This is a genomic window from Paenibacillus sp. MAH-35 (genome assembly GCF_058135425.1).
On record NZ_JBYUPU010000026.1, the window covers coordinates 289 to 17714 of the forward strand.

Below are 17426 nucleotides of genomic sequence, written 5' to 3' on the forward strand. Positions count from 1 at the left end.
CAAAGCCAAAGCCAAAGCCAAAGCCAAAGCCAAAGCCAAAGCCAAAGCCAAAGCCAAAGCCAAAGCCAAAGCCAAAGCCAAAGCCAAAGCCAAAGCCAAAGCCAAAGCCAAAGCCAAAGCCAAAGCCAAAGCCAATGCCAATGCCAAAGCAATCCGCAGGATATCGCGTACCCGAATACCGACGTGAAGCTGTTCGAAGCTTCGGGGCCGTGCAATTGGAAGCGAACAATCGTAGGGCCCAGGTAAAGCTCGCAGTTGAACCTTAATATTACCTAGCCAAATGAGCCACCGCGCCGATCGGACCGCCACATGAGCTTGCGAGCGACGAAGACCACTAATTACCGCCCACCGCCAAAACCACGGCTTGTTGTTGGGAGGTTACGGGTGCGTGAGTCGTATGGGTAGGCGCATGGGTAGATACGCGGTGCGTAGGCTGCGTGGGCTCCGGTAGCCACTCCCATCCCCACTTCCGCACCCCGGCTCCCGCTCAGCATCCACTCCGATTCTATTCTCGCTCCATTCCCACACTCGCCCGACACTTACCTCAGCACCATTCCCGCATCCAATCGAGCACCCACCCCGGCTCCCGGTCGCTTTCATCCCAGCACTTTCCCGGCACCAAGAAGGTCCTAATCAAAGAATGTCATTTACAACTGCAGATGCCGTTGATTATAATATGAATTAATTAAATAATTAAGAAAATAGGAGGAGACCTGCAATACAGCAAAATAAAATCGCCTATTTGAAACAGGTGAAGCAAAGTAACATGTCCGAAGTTCTCGAGCGGATCTGGCAATTTCAGCAGATTTCGCGGGTGGAACTTGTTGAGCATACGGGGTTGACCTCGGGAACGATTACGAATTTGACGCACGAGCTGATCGGGTTGAAGATCATTCGCGAATTCGAAGCCGTATCGGGGAACGTCGGCCGCAGGAGGGTGATGCTCGGCCTCGACTCTAGCCTGTACCGGATTATCGGGCTGGATATCGGCCGGGCCACGCTGGAGGTTGTAGTCGTCGACCTGAACGGTAAAATCATCAAATCGATCGAACGCGACATGAGCGAGCGGAGAGGTCCCGACGAGTATTTTGACGTAATCGGACCGCTGCTTACCGAAACGAAACGGGAGATCGAGAACGCCGGCTACACGGTACTCGGCCTGGGAACAAGCGTGCCGGGACCGATGGACTACAGCACGGGAGAACTGCTGAATCCGCCGAACTTCCCGGGCTGGAGCGGGTTTCCGCTGCAGCGGACGCTGGAAGAACGGTTCGGCATGGTCACCCTGATCGAGGACGACGCGCGTACGTCCGCGATGGCGGAGCGCTGGTACGGCCTGGGCCGGAACGTGCAGGATCTCGTCTTCATCACGATGGGCATCGGCATCGGCGGCGGCGTCGTATCCGGAGGCAAGATCGTCCGGGGAACGAACGGGCTGTGCGGGCAAGTGGGCCATATGACGATCGTCATCGACGGCAAAATATGCGACTGCGGCAACCGCGGCTGCTGGGAAACGGTAGGCTCGATCCCGGGCATACTGGGGCGGTGGTCCGGCGGCGGCTCAATGGAGCAGCTGCGTGAAGCGATCCGGCAAGGAGACGCGGAGGCGCTGCGCTGCCTGGAAGATACGCTCGGTTATCTCGAAACGGCGCTTATCAATGTGTACAACTTGTACGATCCGGAATTAGTCGTGCTGGGAGGGAGATTATATCCTTATTTGGCGGATTACCTGCTTCCGGTCCGGAACCATCTGCGTTCGAGGCTGTACGCCTTTGCCAAGGACCGGCTGCGGATCGAACCTTCCACCTTCGGTACTTCTCAGAGCGCGGTAGGCGCTGCGGCGCTGTTGTTCGGATTTTTGCTGTCCGAGCCGGTGCGGCTGCTGTCGCTGGCCGAAGGCGGATAAGAGCCCGTGTTGTCCGTCTAGCTCGCCTGAATCGGGCTGCCCCGTGTTTGACTGCAATCACGTTCACATTGCAGAGCTTCAACGGCCTTCACGGCATTCTGCACGAATCGTCCGCCTCCGGGTTAGACGGGATGATCCCGCCGGTCCGGACGGGCGGTTCCTGGCAGAGCAGCAGGCCAGGCACTGCGCATTCGCTCTACATCGCACTACATCTTTTTTTTGTCACATAAACTTAAAGATTAAGTAAATTAAAATCAGGAGGAAGAACCATATGGGAGAAGGAGAATGGTATCGTCCGCATCGCAACGCCGGCTGCAGAATAACCGACGGTCTTACGTTCAAAGGCTACCGGTCGCTGCTGCTCGAAAACGAAAAGGTGCTTATTCATCTGCTGCTCGATAAAGGCGGCGAGCCGATCCGCTGGCTGCACAAGCCGACCGACACCGACTTTATCTGGATAGCCGGCAAAGGGCTGGGTCCGAGCCATCCGTTATATTCCGAATATGAAATCAGCTATATCGGCGGATGGCAGGAGATGTTCCCGGAGGTCAGCTATACGTCGACCTACCGCGGCGCGACGGTGCATCGCGGCGAGTCGGCCGTAACGCCGTGGGATTACCGGATTATCCGTGACGATCCGGACGAAATCCGGGTGCTGCTGATCAACCAGATCCGCTCGCTGCCGCTGCGGACGGAGAAGCAGATCGTTTTGACGGCGGGAAGCGAGACGGTCCGGATCGAGGAGACGATTTTCAATCTGTCTCCGGCGACCCCGCTCGAAGCGAACTGGGGGCATCATCTGGCGTACGGCCGGCCTTTTCTGGGTCCGGACTCGTTTATTACGCTTGGCGAAGGGGCGACCGTTCATCACCCGGTAACCGGGGAAAGCTGGGCATGGCCTCTGATGAGCGGCGGCGGAACTGATACCGATCTGTCGATCATGCCGGCACCGGGGACAAAACGCGATCTGCTCTACATCTCTGCGCCGGACAGCAAGTACCGGCTGCACAGCCCGCGCCGGGGCGTATCGCTCGAGGTGCGTTGGGACGGCAGCGTATGGCCGTATTTGTGGTATTGGCAAAACTTCCAATCCGACTTCGCCGCGCCGTTCTTCGGATGCGACTACAACATCGGTCTGGAAATGTTCAACGTGCCGCCGAAGCTGACGCTGGGCGAAGCGGTCGAGCGCAAGCTGGCGCTGGCCGTGCCGCCGTCGGGGCGCCTGTCGTCATGGCTGGAATTCGAAGCGATTCCCGGAGGGGAATAGCGGCGTAGACTTCATCTAATCCAACGCTTGACAGAGGGAGGAGCTAATCTATGACTGCCGGGAAACGATTGTTTTTGGCAGCGATACGCACCAATTCGGTGTACGACCGGACCAATCTCGTCACGATCCGCAATATGGCCCGCCCTTACGACGATGAGGCGGAGCCTTGGAGGGGAGCGGAGACGCCGGAGTTCAGCCGTCTGCTCGATACGATTATAGCGAGAAGGCTCGAGGGGAAACCGGTCGTCTGGTCGATGGGAGCGCATGTGATCAAAAACGGGCAGTCCCGCTACGTGATCGAGATGGTGCGTAACGGTTTTCTTACGCATGTATCGGGAAACGGCGCGACGAGCATCCACGACTTCGAGCTCGCCTTTCTCGGGGAAACGTCGGAGGATGTGGCCCGTTCGATCGAGGACGGTTCGTTTGGGATGTGGGAGGAAACCGGCCGGTACATGAACGAGGCGGTCCGTGAGGGAGCGGCGCAAGGCTTGGGCTACGGGGCGAGCCTGTATCAGTATTTGTCGGCTCATCCCGAGAAGTTCCCGCATTATGACGACTGCGTCTTCGTTCAGTGCCAGCGTTTCGGCGTTCCGTATACGTGCCATATCTCGATCGGCACCGATATTATTCATCAGCATCCGATTGTCGACTATGAAGCGCTGGGCCGAACGTCCGGGGAAGATTTCCGGCACATGTGCCGATCCGTCGCCGCTATGAAGGACGGGGGAGTCTTTCTCAACTTTGGTTCGGCGATCTCCGGACCGGAAATTTTTCTGCGCGGCTTATCGCTTGCGCGTAACCGGGGGCTGCCGATGCAAGACATCGTCGCCGCGAATTTCGATATCGTTCCCGTAACCGCCGATTCGCGCCCTCCGGAAACGGACCCCGACTACCATTACCGGCCCCGCCGGGTACTGATCGACAGACTCGGCGAGATCGGCGGGGAAGGTTACTTGTTCCACGGGCTGCACCAGCAGACGATTCCCGCGCTGTTCCACGGTCTGATGCGCCGCAAGGAGAAGCTGGACGCCCCATTCGCACCGCCTAAGGATGCGGGCGCCGAAGCGGCGCAAAGCTTGAAGCTGTACCCGGTCGGCGCCAGGCGCAGCAAATTTCGTCTCGACCAGGACACGCCGCCGGGCGTTGACGCTGCGGCTGGTCCGGCAGGCGCGCCGCACCACCGGGTGGAAGCGGCACACGCCGGAGGTCCCGCCGGCGGCGGCGCATCCGAGCCGAGGCCGGGAACGTGGACCGATCCGCAGCTAGGCGATCTGATCGCCCGGCTGCAGGAAGCGAAGGAGCGCAGCTGCCGTGTCCTCGTCTCGCTGGGCAGCAACGTGGCCGGCAGCGGAGTTCAGCCTTACTTGATCGATCTGATCCGCCGCGGCTACGTGACGCATCTGGCGCTGACCGGGGCCGCCTGCTTCCAGGATATCGAGCTGGCCGCTTTCGGCCATACGGAAGCGGTGGAGGAAGGGACGCTGAAGGAAGGGAAGCTGGCGATGTGGAAGGAAACCGGGGATATCGTGCACGGGGCCCTTCTCGAAGGCAGCGCAAACGAAACCGAAACCGAAACCGAAACCGAAACTGGATGCGGTTACGGGGAGAGCATCATCCAATACGCCCGCAAACATCCCGCTCTTTTCCCGCATATTGAGGACAGCCTGCTCGGAGCTTGCTCCCGGTACGGCATCCCCTATACGTGCCATATTACGATCGGCACGGACGATATCCAGCTGCACCCGATGTCCGACTTCGCGGCCCAGGGGAAGGCGAGCGGCATCGATTTTCAAATGTACTGCCATACCGTAGCTCATCTGGAGGGCGGACTGTTCCTTAACTTCGGCTCCACTGTCACCGGTCCCGAAGTGTTCCTGAAGGCGCTGTCGATCGCGCGCAACCTGCACTATCCCGTTCATCATATCACTACCGCGAACTTCGACATCGTCCGGCTGGGCGACTACCACAAGAAGGTCGGCTACGAAGATTGGGACTACTACTACCGGCCGCGCAAAAATATCGTCCACCGCCCGACCAGCCTCGGCGGCAAAGGGTTTCATTTTGAAGGGCTGCATGAGGAAACGATTCCCGCGATCTGGGAAGCTCTGGTCGAAGCGGGGCAAGCAACGTAAAGAACGGATGTACGATATGGGGGAGGCATAAAGCACATGGAATCTAGCAGCGGAACTACACTGAAGAAGCCGGTCAAGGCGGTTTTGTTCGATTTCGACGGCACGCTGTCGACGCTTCGGGCGGGCTGGGAAGAGACGATGGCCCCGATGATGAAAGAAGCGATCGCGGGAAGCCGGCAGCTGACGCAGGAGGAATCCGAGGCGCTGGACCGGGAAATCGCCGATTATATCGATCAGTCGACCGGAATCCAGACGATATTTCAGATGAGATGGCTGGCCGATCAAGTGGCGAAGAAAGGATGGAACGAGCAGGTGCTCGGGGAGTGGGAGTACAAGGCGGAATACAACCGCCGGCTGCTCGAGACGGTGCAAAGACGGATAGCGGACCTGGAGGAAGGGAAGCTCCGGGCGTCGGACTATTTAATGAAAGGGTCCGAGGCGTTTCTCGAGCTGCTGCACGCTAGAGGGATCGAGATGTTCGTCGCGAGCGGCACCGATCATCCGGACGTCGTGAATGAAGCGAAGGTGCTCGGTGTCCATGCGTATTTTAAGGAAATTGCGGGAGCGCCGGTAGGCCGTGCCGATTGCTCGAAGGAAAAGGTAATGCGCGATCTGCTGGAGCAAAAAGGATTTCGCAGCGAGGAACTCGCGATTATCGGCGACGGCAAGGTCGAAATCCGGATCGCCCGCGAGAACGGAGCGCTGGCGCTGGGACTGGCGAGCGACGAGAACGAGCGGGAAGGCATCAATCCGGTCAAGCTGGAACGGCTGAAGACGGCGGGAGCGAACCGGATCGCCGGAGATTTTACGAATACGGCGGAGTGGCTAGAATGGCTCGGGCTGGATTCCAAATAAACGAACGGGAGGCGGGACCAATCATGAAAGGGATCGACTTCACAGGGGCGCTGGTACTAAGCGCGCCTGAGGTTTGCGGACCTGAGGCGAAAGCCGTCGACGTACTCATCGAGGAGATAGCCGATCGGACCGGCGTCGTCCTGGAAAGGACGCAGGTCTATGCCCGGCAGCCGGTACCAATTATCGTTGCCGGAACGGCAGAGTCGCTGCGCCGCATCGCCGGGCTGGAATGGCCGGAGGCGGTGACCGGGGGACTCGCGGAGCTGAAGCCGGAAGGGTATATGCTGCGAACGGAGGAATGTGAAGGCGCAGCGCCGGTCGTATGGATCGTCGGAGCGGACGCGAGAGGCGTCCTGTACGGCGCCGGCAAGCTGCTGCGATTGCTGCGCTGGGGAGCGGGCTCGTGCCGGCTGGAGGAACCGCTTCATACGATAACCGCCCCATATTCGCCGATACGCGGCCATCAGCTCGGCTACCGGCCGAAAAACAATGCGCTGGACGCCTGGAGTCCGGAGCAGTTCGACGGGTACATCCGCGAGCTTGCGCTGTTCGGGGCGAATAGCATCGAGATTTTGCCGCCGCGCACCGATGATCATCCGACCGGCCGGCTGATGAAGGTCGAGCCGCTGGAGATGATGGTGCGGATTGCGGAATCGATCGACAGCTACGGGCTCGATACATGGATCTGGTATCCGAATATGGGCGACGATTATGACGATCCGGTTACGATCGCGGCCGAGCTGGCCGAGCGCGAAGACATTTTCCGCAAGCTCCCGCGCATCCGGGCGTTGTTCGTCCCGGGCAGCGATCCGGGCAAGATGGAGCCCGATCCGCTGTTCGTATGGACGGAGCGGGTAGCCCGGCTGCTCAGGCAATACCACCCGGAGGCGAAAATCTGGCTGTCTCCGCAAATTATGAGGCATGATTCGGCGGCTTGGATGGAAGCGTTTTACCGGCAGGTCGACCGGGAACCGGAATGGCTCGGCGGCATCGTCTTCGGCCCGCATGTCGACGTTCCGCTGCCCGAGCTGAGGCGGCGGATTCCGGCCCGGTACCCGATTCGGCGTTACGAGGATATTACCCACAACTACCATTGTCAATACCCGGTCGCAGACTGGGATATGGCTTATGCGCTTACGCTCGGCCGGGAAAGCTGCAATCCGCGTCCCGTCGCCCAGAAGCATATTCATAACGTGCTTGCGCCTTACGCAGACGGCACGATTGCCTACTCGGAAGGGATCAACGACGATGTGAACAAATTCGTCTGGTCCGATCAGGAGTGGGACCCGGCGACGCCGGTCGTGCAGACGCTGAGAGAGTACGCCGGATTGTTTATCGACGACGAGCGTGCGGAAGCGGTCGCTCAGGGACTGCTCGCTCTGGAGCGCAACTGGGAAGGGCCGCTGGCCGTGAACGACGGAGTCGAAGTGACGCTGCAGCAGTGGAAACGGATGGAGGCGGATGCGCCGCCCCGGATGCGCGGCAGCTACCGGTTCCAGATGCATCTGCTGCGCGCTTATTTCGATGCGTACACGAAGCGGCGGCTCGCTTACGAGACGGAGCTGGAGTATAAGGTCAGAGAAGCGCTGCAAATGGCGCCTGTCAGCGGAAGTCTGGCTGCGCTGGAGCGGGCCGGGCATATTCTCGGGCAGGCGAGGACGGAGCCGGTGGCGGCTCCTTACAAGGAGCGGTGCGAGCAGCTCGCCGACGAGCTGTTCGCGAATATCGGCTACCAACTGACGGTAACGCGCCATTTTGCCAGATCGCAAGGCAGGGGCGCCTTCATGGACGCGATCGACGCTCCGCTGAACGACATCCGCTGGCTGCGCACGCAGTGCGAGCTGATTCGCGAGGCGGAGGACGAAGGCGAGCGGCTTGCGCTGATCGAACGGGTCCTGAACCGGACGAATCCGGGGCCGGGCGGCTTTTACGACAACTTGGGGTCTTGCCGGGGCTTCCGCCGCGTCGATCCGGGGGCAGGCTGGCAGGCGGACCCCGGGTATTTGGCAACGCCGCGAATCGCCTATGCGATGCATCTGCTGTCGATGCCGCCGGACCGCCAAAAGGAGCTCGGGGGCATACCGCTTGCCTGGGTCGCCCATGCGAACGCGATGCTGGATACGCCGATCGTCGTCCGGTACGATTCGCTCGATCCGCAGACGAAGTACAAGGTGAAGGCGGTGTTCGTAGGCGAGACGAGCGGCCGGACGCCAAGGGATTGCTGGGCGAGTCTGACCGCAGGCGACAGCTTCGTGCTGGACGAAGAGGTGCATATCGCGGCAGGAGGCGTGACGATTCGGGAATGCGCGGTTCCGCCGGAAGCGGTGCAGGACGGCCGGCTGAGCCTGACGTTCCGGCGTACGCGCGGTTTCAAGCGGTTGAATGTCGCGGAAGTATGGCTGCTGCCGGAACGGAACCGTTCCGAAATTTGAAGCGGGGGATGATGGGGAATGCGGGTGGAATCCGCCAGTAAAGAGTATATTTTCGAGGACGAGCGGCCTTTTCAGTCCTGTCATGCTTCTACGATCGTAGCGCTGGATCACGGACGGCTGCTGGCCGCCTGGTTCGGCGGGACGAAGGAAGGGGCGCACGATGTCGACATCTGGGGTTCGCTTCGAACGGAGGACGGCTGGAGCGAGCCGGCGCGTTTGGCAGGAGCCGACGTTCCTCTGTGGAATCCGGTGCTCGACCGGGACGAGAGGGGCATCCTCACGTTGTATTACAAATCCGGCGTTAAAATCCCTTCGTGGCGGACGATGGTGACGACCTCTTCCGACGACGGCATGACCTGGTCGGCTCCCCGCGAGCTGATCGAGGGTGACGAAGGGGGACGCGGCCCGGTCAAAAACAAGCTGATCCGGCTACGCGACGGCACGATGGCCGCCCCCGCATCGCTAGAGACGAAGGAGCGTTGGGACGCTTTCGTCGACTTGTCCGCGGACGGCGGCGCTTCCTGGAACCGGACCGGGTTCGTCCCGCTCCGGCGCGTCCCGAAACAGGAAGGAGAAGCGGCGCCGGACATCCGGCCCGCCGAGGAGGCCGACGGCGTGATGAACAAAGGCGTTATCCAGCCTACGCTGTGGGAATCGGAGCCGGGCCGTGTGCACATGCTGCTGCGCACAACCGAAGATACGATCTTCCGCAGCGATTCCGCAGACGGCGGACGTTCGTGGTGCCAGGCCTATTCGATCGGCTTGCTGAATAACAACAGCGGCATCGATCTGGCACAGATGAATGACGGAACGCTCGCGCTTGTTTATAACCCGGTAAGCGGGAGATGGGGGCCGAGAACGCCTCTGGTCGTCCGCTTCTCCTCCGACAACGGAATGAGCTGGGGCGGCGAGTTCGTGCTCGAGAAAGAGCCGGGCGAATATTCGTACCCCGCTATCGTGGCGGACGGCGAAACGCTTCATATTACGTACACCTGGAACCGGGAACGGATCGCGTATTGGAAGCTGACAGTATCCGGAAACGGATAAGGATACGGTACATTTGTGCGATAGGGAAAAGGAGGATGGCGGACGATGATTCGCGTTACGATCTGGAACGAGTATTCTCACGAGCTGCGTAAGGAAAAGGTGGCGGCGATTTACCCGAGAGGCATCCACGGGGCGATCGCCGAAGGGATCGCATCAAGCGATTTTATGATCCGCACCGCGACACTGGCTGAGCCGGAGCACGGACTGACGGACGATGTGCTGCAAAATACCGATGTGCTGATCTGGTGGGGACACCGCGCCCATGAGGAAGTGGACGACGCGATTGTAGACAAAGTGCATGCCCGCGTCTTGAACGGGATGGGGTTCATCGCGCTTCATTCGTCGCATTACTCGAAAGTATTCCGCAAGCTGATGGGCACGACCTGCTCGCTCATCTGGAGAGTGGCGGACGAGAAGGAACGGTTGTGGGTCGTCAATCCCGGTCATCCGATTACGCAGGGCATCGACCGTTATTTCGAGCTGGAGCAGGAGGAAATGTACGGCGAGTTTTTCGACATTCCCGAGCCGGATGAGCTTGTGTTTATGAGCTGGTTCCAGGGCGGGGAAGTGTTCCGCAGCGGCTGTACGTTCCGGCGGGGCAGAGGGAAAATCTTTTATTTCCGCCCGGGCCACGAGACGTATCCGACGTTCCATAACGAATCGGTGCTGAAGGTTATCTCGAACGGAGTCCGCTGGGCGGCACCGGAGCCGGAGCAGGCTCCGCGCAGCGTGCCGCCTAGTCCGCATCCCGCGCTCGAACCGGTGCCCAGCGAGAAGCCGGTCAAATCATCCAACTAATAGCGAGGAGAGAAAATCGAATGGCAACTTTAAAAGTAGGGGCAGTAGGAACGGGCGGGATGTTCAAAGGCGCGCATCTGGCCGCCTGGCTGGCCAATCCGGACACCGAGCTCGTCGCCTTATGCGATGCGAATAAGGAGGCGGCTCAGAAAATCGCCGACGAGCACGGCATCGAGGACGTGTACGAGGACTACCGCGAGCTGATCGCGAGAGACGACATCGATATTATTAACGTCTGCACCCCGAATCTGTATCATTCTGAAGTGTCGATCGCCGCGCTGAAGGCGGGCAAGCATGTGTTCTGCGAAAAGCCGGACGCCGTCAGTCCCGAGGAAGCGGTCAAGATGGCGGAAGCGGCGAAGGAGAGCGGCAAGGTGCTGATGGTCATGCGCAACAACCGGTTCCGCTCCGTAGCGCAGTTTCTGAAAACGTATGCGGACAAAGGGCATATGGGCGACTGCTACACGGGCCGGTGCGGATGGATCAGGCGAAGAGGCATACCCGGCAAAGGCGGCTGGTTTACGACCAAAGAGTTGTCGGGAGGTGGTCCGCTCATCGATCTGGGCGTCCATATGATCGACCTGGCTGTCTGGATTATGGGCAATCCGAAGCCGGTTGCGGTTAGCGGTTCGGCATATACGAAGTTTGCCGAGACGGATCTCGCCGATTCGGAGCACAGCGCGTTCGGGGAGAAGAAAAGCGGCGGCGTATTCGACGTTGAGGATCTGGTCTCCGGCTTCATCCGGTTCGAGAACGGGGCGACGCTGCAAATCGAATTCAGCTGGGCGTCCAATATCGAGCAGGAAACCCGGTTCGTCGAGTTGCGCGGGACGAAGGCGGGCTTCAACCTGAGGAACGACGATTTGAAGCTGTTTACGGAGATCGAAGGGACCCTGTGCAACGTGGAGCCGCAAATCGTGAAAAACGGACACGGGCATGGCTCCAACATCCACCATTTTGTAGAGGTGGTACAAGGCCGGGAGAAGCCGATTTTCACGCCCGAACAGGGCGTCGATATGATCAGGATTTTAAGCGCGATCTACGAATCGGCGCGGCTTGGCCGCGAAATCCGGCTCGACTGAGGACAGTTCCTATTTAGGCTTGGCCGGCGGGAGGTTGGATTTATTTGTTCTGGGGGCATATCGACAATTGGGAAGCGGAGAAAGCCATTTGGCCGGCAGCTCTGCAAAAAGCGATGGAACATATCCGCTCGCTTGACTTCGATCAAGTACCGGACGGAAAATACGAGCTGGACGGCAGGCGGATGCACGCTTCAATCAAGACGACAACGACGAGAGCCGCGGCGGATCAAAAGGCGGAATCGCACCGCACTTATATCGATATTCAATACGTAATCAGCGGCGAGGAGAAGATCGGAGTCGTGCCGTGGAGCTCTTCACTGCAAGTCGCCAGGGATGATCTGGATACGAGGGACGTCGCTTTCTACGACAAGGTGGAGCAGGAGCTCTGGCTGCACCAGAAGCCGGGGATGTACGCCGTCTTTTTCCCGACGGATGTTCACCGCCCTTGCTGCAGTGTGGACCGGGAAGGGCCGGTACGCCGGATGGTGATCAAAATCGAAAGGCGGCTGCTGGTTGGCGAAGAGCAATAAAACACCCCTGATGGCCCGAAAGAGCGGTTAAGCTTCCCGGGTCATCGGGGGTTTCGTCAGATAAGGGCATATAAGTTCATTTGCCTGTTTCGGTTTCGGGCGAGGAAGTGATACCGGTATCTAGGATTGCGCCGGCACCGGCGCGTCCGCAAACAGCTTCTGCTCGAGCGCTTCCGCCATCCGCTCGTGAAAGTCGGCGGTTGGATGGTTGATCCCGTTCGACAGCATCTCGTGAATATCGATTCCCTGCTTCTCCATCTCTTCCCACATCGCGTAAATGTCGAGCAGCGCTACGTCTTCCTCCTGCGCCATCGCGCGAAGAGCCTGCACGTACCGGTACAGATTTCCGTTCTCGTACACCCGGGTAAAATTCGCCACGTGGTGGCGGTGCACGTCGGCGATCCGCGGGTTGTCGTGCTTCATCATCATCGGAGGGGTGAACAGCAGCACTTCCGCTTCCGTCTGTTCCTTCACTTGACGGATCAGATCGCGGATCGACCCGATATAGTTGTCCAGCCCGGCGTCTCCGGCGTGGGCGTCGTTCAGTCCGAAGCAGATCGTAACCAGATCCGGCTTGTAGATGAGCACGTCATGCTGCCAGCGTGCCCTGGACCGGTGAGCCGTGTCTCCCGATACGCCGGAGTTGATCACGTTCAGGATGCTGATCGGATAACGCTTGGCTACCCGTTTGCGAAGCAATTGATGATAGACACGCTCATGCTCGACCACGCCTTCCTCCATGCACCCTTGCGTTACGCTGTCGCCTATCGCGACATATATAGCAGGCCTCGCCGCAGGATTTGTTGCCTTCTCCTGCAGTTTGGCTTGCAGTCTTGTAAAGTCGTCCATGAACCGTAAACCTCCTGAGTAAATTGATGACCCCATCATAGCAAATCGGCGGGAACACCGTCTTTGTACAAAATTGATTTATCCGTACATTGGCTGCTATTGTTGTTGGCCTAAGCTGGCAGGGTGTGTATAGCGGGCGGGCAGACCAAGGCCCTTGCCCCTTGATGAGGACTCGAACGGCTCTACTCATCCATACGCGAATGCTTTTTCCTGTAATCGGTTGCGCTCATGCCGGTCGCTTCCTTAAAGACGCGGGTAAATGAACGCAGGGAAGAGAAGCCGACGTCGTAGGCGATCTCCGATACCGACATGTCCGTAGCGCTGAGCAGACCGGATGCCCGGCGAATCCGCAGCTGATGCAAATATTCGAGAAAGTTTTTGCCGAGCAGCCGCTTGAAGGCGTTGCGTACGACAAATACGCTCACCCCGAACTTGCCCGCCACTTCCTCAAGAGAAATATTTTCCTCCAGAAAATGCGTGTTAACGTATTTGACGAAATCCCATTCCTCGGGCTGGGCGGAGGACGGCTGCTCGAGTGAGGCGAAGCCGGGATGGTGGCGGAAAAACAAATAGATCGCCTCCAGCAGCTTAATCCGCATAAAGCCCTGTTTGCCAAGCGTCTCTGGCACGGTCCTGTATTCGTTCTCCAAGGCGAAGAGAACCGATTGCAACGCTTCGAACGGCTGAGGAGGGAGATCGTAAAAAGGCGTCATCTCGTCCGATAGCCGGACCAGCCATCGCCCGACCTCGGCGAAGTCGGGCTGGAACAGCAGGTTAATATCGAACATGCAGCAAAATTTGACGAGCTTCCGGTCCCCGTGCAGCTTCAGCGCATGCAGATGGTAAGGAAGCAGCAGGCAGATGCTGCCCGGTCCCAGCTGGTGCTCCGCGCCGTTGACGACTTCCGTTCCCTCGCCGCCGGTAACAAGCGATATTTCGACGAACTCGTGATGGTGGTTCGGGTACCCGTTATTAACGGTGTAATGATTGATGAACAGCGGCAGCTCGCCCTTTTTGAACGTGTTGAGACGGAGGCTGTCCTGAAAAATAGGAAAAGTCGTCATCCGTTTTCCTCGCCTGTCACGATGGGATATCGTTCATATGGATTTATTGTATCAATTATTGGCTTACTTTCCTACACAAATTGGCGCGTAAGCGTTTGCCCGGACTTTTATAATAGCAACTGAGAGCAACAGTTACGTCCGGCGCCCGATCAGGCAAGCAGGCAGCCGCTTCGCCTGTGCGGAGCCGGACAATATAAGGATAAGGGGATAGAGCCATGAGTCAAGAAACGTTAGCCATCCACGGCGGTCTGAAAACGAAAACGACTCCGTTCGGCACCGGAAAGCGATTCGGCCTGGACGAAGCGAAGGAGCTTCTGGAGGCGCTTGAGCAAAATACACTGTTTTACCATTTCGGCAAAAAGGTAAAACAATTTCTGAGCGATTTTAACGAGATGTACGGCGTCAAGTACAGCGTCGCGACAACCTCGGGGACGGCGTCGATTCACGTAGCGCTCGGTGCGGCCGGCGTAACGGTAGGCGACGAAGTCATCACAAGCCCGATTACCGACCAGGGCACCCTCATCGGCATTTTGTATCAAAATGCGATTCCGGTGTTCGCCGACCTCGATCCGAATACGTACAACATGGACCCGAAATCGATCGAAGCCCGCATTACGCCGCGTACGAAAGCGATTCTCGTCGTGCATCTGGCGGGCAACCCGGCCGATATGGACGCAATTATGGCGATCGCCCGCAAACATAACGTCAAAGTCATTGAAGATTGCGCGCAAAGCTATTTGACCAAATACAAAGGCCGTCTGGCCGGCACGATCGGCGATTACGGCTGCTTCAGCACCAATGACTTCAAACATATCTCGACGGGCGACGGCGGGATTGTTACGGTAAACTCCGGAGACGAGCAGGATTTCCTGACGACGCACGCATTTGCGGACAAAAACTTTAAACGTTTCGGCGATACGGTCCAGAAAGATCTTCACTACGTGGCGCCGAACTACCGGATGACCGAGCTTCAAGGAGCGGTAGGGATCGCGCAGCTTAAGAAGCTGCCGTGGATTTGCGAGCGCCGTCACAAATTCGGCGACCGGATAACGGCCGGAATCTCCGGCTTGCCGGGCATCGAGCCGCATAAAGTCGAGGAAGGCAACGAAAGCACGTACTGGTTCTATATGCTGCGCATTGACGAATCGAAGCTGACCTGCACGCGCAAGGAGTTCAGCGAGGCGCTTGCGGCGGAAGGCATTCCGAACACGGCGGGTTATATTGCATCCGTCATGTACATGCAGCCGTTGTTCCAAAAACGTCAGGCGTACCTCGGCAGCCACTTCCCGTTTGATATTACGGGAATCACTTATAAGGAAGGCGACTGTCCGGAAGCGGAACGGATTTTGGAGACGGCGGTCCGCCTGAGCGTGAATGAGTTTTTCTCCGAGCAGGATATCGACGACATGATCCGGGCGATCCGCAAGGTCGCGAATCATTTTGCGAAAGTACCGGCGGTATAAGCGAAGCGAATACAGCGTATAGATTGAAAACGAGGCGGGGCCGTTCCTCTAAGTCTGATGAGACTTGGAGGACGGCCTTTCTCCGTCTCCTTTCTCCGTCTTCGTTTGGCCTTCAGGCGAAGCAAACTTGCATCGTGTAAATAAGCAAACTTACATCGGGTAACGAACTGTATGGCGCTTATAATCGCAAAGTACGTTTTTCTGTGATCTAACGAACGTCATCGACCTTATTAGGCGAAGAACAGTTGGAGATACGATCTTGTTGAGGAAGTAACGTGCCTGAGGTTCGCAACAGCTTTCAATCGCAACATTTTGGCCGAATAAGGGGTGTGGGGTTCGTTACCCGTGCTGGTACCCGTGCTCGTAACAGTGTCAGTACCAGTACCAGTATCTGAGCCTGTGCTAGTGTCTGCACCCAGCGCCTGTGCCAGTACCCGTGCCCCTGCGGTCCTGATCGCGGTGTCCGCGACCGCAAACGGGAGTCGTTTCATTGCCCTACTCTTGGTTCCGGAGCTACCGCACAGTCTCCATGATTGTTTAACGGTACTCTTGCTTCTTCATGCAAAAAGGACGAGCGCCAGCATGCAACGCTCAACCTCTTTTTTGAAAATTCCCCGGGCCTATACCGTCTCCTCAATCCTCCGACTGACGGTGTCCATATCGTCGAGCCCGGCCCAATAGAGCTTCAGCTCGGCGCAGATCCGCACCAGCTCGGCATAGCGGATGTTCATGTCGGCATACAGCCGGTAAGTCGGCACAAGATCCCGGTACACCTCATGGCGGGAGGGACGGTTCAAGCCGTCCGGACCGCCCCATTCGGCGGCTTCCTTGCGGGAAGGCAGACTCAGCGTCGTCTTCCGGATGAACAGCTGGGCTTCTTCCCCCGTGCAATAATCGACGAACGTTTTGGCCGCCTGTTTTTTGCCGCTCTGCTTGTTGACGGCCAGTCCGATCGCCAGCATCAGCGTAGCGGGCTCCCCCGAGTGGGGAAGCGGCGCAATATCGTAATCGAGGTCGGTTTCGCGCAGCGAATTTATACTGAAATAACTCGTGACGATCATCGATACTTTCTGCTGGGCGAATAACGCCTCCGCATCGGCATCCCGCTCGGACAAATAAGCGGAAGCGACGTTTTGCGCGGCGAGCAGGGAGGAGCCGGTTGCAGCCGCCGTGCGGAGCAAGTCCCGGTCGAACGCCAGCCGGCCTTCCGGGCTTCGGCCGAAACGAATTCCGCTTTGCAGCAGAAACAGCGGCCACCGGTTGATCGATAAATAATGCATATAAAAACCGAGATGTCCGCGGCTGGCGGACAGCCGCTTCGACGCTGCCGCCACATCGTCCCACGTCCAGCTGTCGTCCGGCGCATTCAGCTCCGTTTCGCGGAAATGAACCTTGTTGTATGCAAGCACAAACGGGGAAAAAACGAACGGCTGTACATACAGCGCCCCCGCTTCGGTAAACGGCCTGTTCAGGAACGGGTACAGCGAACCGGACGGCTCCAGCGGCTCCAGTTGACTCGAAGCGGGACCGTTCTCCAACAGGGTCTCGAACATCTCGTTGTTTACGGTGACGACATCGATCGGCTCCGCATTAAGAAAATCGGCGAGCTCGGAAGCGGACCGGGTAGACGGAAGCGGTACCGGTTGTACGACTATGCCCGGATACGTCCGGTGAAACCGGTTCAGCAGCGTCATCAGGTTGACATGCTCGAGCAATGTCGAGAAATACCCGAGCCTGATCGTAACCGTCGCTGCGGCTGCGTTCTGGACGACCCGGGTGCCGATCCGCGGCACCTTCTCCACAAGCCCTTGCTCCACCAGCTGCTCCAGTCCTTTGCGGACGGAGTTTTTGCTTAAGGAAAACTGCTCGATCAATCGATGCTCAGACGGCAAAAAGTCGCCGGGTGCGTACCGGCCCATGCCGATATCGTTGCGCAGCGAGACAAGCATTTCTTCCAGGCGGATGCGAAATGTAGTGCGTTTCGGTTTTGCGGACATG

General features: G+C 58.4%; 13 protein-coding genes. 10 read left to right on the forward strand and 3 right to left on the reverse strand.

What is annotated here, in order from left to right:
* Positions 1-766: 766 nt before the first annotated feature.
* From AC3Y2E_RS23010 to AC3Y2E_RS23050, 9 genes are all read left to right on the forward strand, one after another.
* Positions 767-1906: an ROK family protein gene (locus AC3Y2E_RS23010; RefSeq protein ID WP_379214527.1), complete on the forward strand. Its 1140-nt coding sequence runs from the start codon at positions 767-769 to the stop codon at positions 1904-1906.
* Positions 1907-2177: 271 nt separating this feature from the next.
* The gene (locus AC3Y2E_RS23015) at positions 2178-3173 is read left to right on the forward strand and encodes an aldose epimerase family protein (protein ID WP_190925559.1); all 996 of its coding nucleotides are present in this window, start codon (positions 2178-2180) and stop codon (positions 3171-3173) included.
* 50 nt (positions 3174-3223) lie between these two features.
* Positions 3224-5308 carry a GSU2086 family protein gene (locus tag AC3Y2E_RS23020; protein ID WP_379214530.1) on the forward strand — a complete coding sequence of 695 codons (2085 nt, stop codon included), beginning with the start codon at positions 3224-3226 and terminating at the stop codon, positions 5306-5308.
* A 36-nt stretch (positions 5309-5344) separates the two neighbouring features.
* Positions 5345-6163, forward strand: a complete 819-nt coding sequence (locus AC3Y2E_RS23025; RefSeq protein WP_379214532.1) for an HAD family hydrolase — start codon at positions 5345-5347, stop codon at positions 6161-6163.
* 23 nt (positions 6164-6186) lie between these two features.
* Positions 6187-8595, forward strand: a complete 2409-nt coding sequence (locus tag AC3Y2E_RS23030) for an alpha-glucuronidase family glycosyl hydrolase (RefSeq protein ID WP_379214534.1) — start codon at positions 6187-6189, stop codon at positions 8593-8595.
* Between the two features lie 18 nt (positions 8596-8613).
* Positions 8614-9642: a sialidase family protein gene (locus AC3Y2E_RS23035; protein WP_379214536.1), complete on the forward strand. Its 1029-nt coding sequence runs from the start codon at positions 8614-8616 to the stop codon at positions 9640-9642.
* 45 nt (positions 9643-9687) lie between these two features.
* The gene (locus tag AC3Y2E_RS23040) at positions 9688-10440 is read left to right on the forward strand and encodes a ThuA domain-containing protein (protein ID WP_190925549.1); all 753 of its coding nucleotides are present in this window, start codon (positions 9688-9690) and stop codon (positions 10438-10440) included.
* Positions 10441-10460: 20 nt separating this feature from the next.
* Entirely contained in the window at positions 10461-11522 is a 1062-nt protein-coding gene (locus AC3Y2E_RS23045) for a Gfo/Idh/MocA family protein (protein ID WP_379214539.1), read from the forward strand.
* A gap of 44 nt (positions 11523-11566) precedes the next feature.
* Positions 11567-12052 (forward strand): NanQ anomerase/TabA/YiaL family protein, encoded by a 486-nt coding sequence (locus AC3Y2E_RS23050; RefSeq protein ID WP_379214541.1) that lies wholly within the window; start codon positions 11567-11569, stop codon positions 12050-12052.
* A 120-nt stretch (positions 12053-12172) separates the two neighbouring features.
* On the opposite strand, the gene AC3Y2E_RS23055 is transcribed toward AC3Y2E_RS23050, so the two are convergent.
* Together AC3Y2E_RS23055 and AC3Y2E_RS23060 are read right to left on the reverse strand one after the other, a co-directional pair.
* Positions 12173-12901: an SGNH/GDSL hydrolase family protein gene (locus tag AC3Y2E_RS23055; protein WP_379214543.1), complete on the reverse strand. Its 729-nt coding sequence runs from the start codon at positions 12899-12901 to the stop codon at positions 12173-12175.
* A 182-nt stretch (positions 12902-13083) separates the two neighbouring features.
* Positions 13084-13965, reverse strand: a complete 882-nt coding sequence (locus AC3Y2E_RS23060; RefSeq protein WP_379214545.1) for an AraC family transcriptional regulator — start codon at positions 13963-13965, stop codon at positions 13084-13086.
* A gap of 215 nt (positions 13966-14180) precedes the next feature.
* Between AC3Y2E_RS23060 and AC3Y2E_RS23065 the strand changes: the two genes are divergently transcribed.
* Positions 14181-15428: a DegT/DnrJ/EryC1/StrS family aminotransferase gene (locus AC3Y2E_RS23065; RefSeq protein ID WP_379214547.1), complete on the forward strand. Its 1248-nt coding sequence runs from the start codon at positions 14181-14183 to the stop codon at positions 15426-15428.
* Between the two features lie 620 nt (positions 15429-16048).
* On the opposite strand, the gene AC3Y2E_RS23070 is transcribed toward AC3Y2E_RS23065, so the two are convergent.
* Positions 16049-17425 carry an extracellular solute-binding protein gene (locus AC3Y2E_RS23070; RefSeq protein ID WP_379214549.1) on the reverse strand — a complete coding sequence of 459 codons (1377 nt, stop codon included), beginning with the start codon at positions 17423-17425 and terminating at the stop codon, positions 16049-16051.
* Position 17426 lies beyond the last annotated feature (1 nt).

What these genes read in the sequence shown, in the direction of transcription:
- AC3Y2E_RS23040 (WP_190925549.1), top strand. Translation starts at nt 9,688, where the DNA reads ATGATTCGCGTTACGATCTGGAACGAGTATTCTCACGAGCTGCGTAAG.
- AC3Y2E_RS23070 (WP_379214549.1), bottom strand. Translation starts at nt 17,425, where the DNA reads ATGTCCGCAAAACCGAAACGCACTACATTTCGCATCCGCCTGGAAGAA.
- AC3Y2E_RS23035 (WP_379214536.1), top strand. Translation starts at nt 8,614, where the DNA reads ATGCGGGTGGAATCCGCCAGTAAAGAGTATATTTTCGAGGACGAGCGG.
- AC3Y2E_RS23065 (WP_379214547.1), top strand. Translation starts at nt 14,181, where the DNA reads ATGAGTCAAGAAACGTTAGCCATCCACGGCGGTCTGAAAACGAAAACG.
- AC3Y2E_RS23030 (WP_379214534.1), top strand. Translation starts at nt 6,187, where the DNA reads ATGAAAGGGATCGACTTCACAGGGGCGCTGGTACTAAGCGCGCCTGAG.
- AC3Y2E_RS23060 (WP_379214545.1), bottom strand. Translation starts at nt 13,965, where the DNA reads ATGACGACTTTTCCTATTTTTCAGGACAGCCTCCGTCTCAACACGTTC.
- AC3Y2E_RS23045 (WP_379214539.1), top strand. Translation starts at nt 10,461, where the DNA reads ATGGCAACTTTAAAAGTAGGGGCAGTAGGAACGGGCGGGATGTTCAAA.
- AC3Y2E_RS23055 (WP_379214543.1), bottom strand. Translation starts at nt 12,901, where the DNA reads ATGGACGACTTTACAAGACTGCAAGCCAAACTGCAGGAGAAGGCAACA.
- AC3Y2E_RS23010 (WP_379214527.1), top strand. Translation starts at nt 767, where the DNA reads ATGTCCGAAGTTCTCGAGCGGATCTGGCAATTTCAGCAGATTTCGCGG.
- AC3Y2E_RS23015 (WP_190925559.1), top strand. Translation starts at nt 2,178, where the DNA reads ATGGGAGAAGGAGAATGGTATCGTCCGCATCGCAACGCCGGCTGCAGA.
- AC3Y2E_RS23020 (WP_379214530.1), top strand. Translation starts at nt 3,224, where the DNA reads ATGACTGCCGGGAAACGATTGTTTTTGGCAGCGATACGCACCAATTCG.
- AC3Y2E_RS23025 (WP_379214532.1), top strand. Translation starts at nt 5,345, where the DNA reads ATGGAATCTAGCAGCGGAACTACACTGAAGAAGCCGGTCAAGGCGGTT.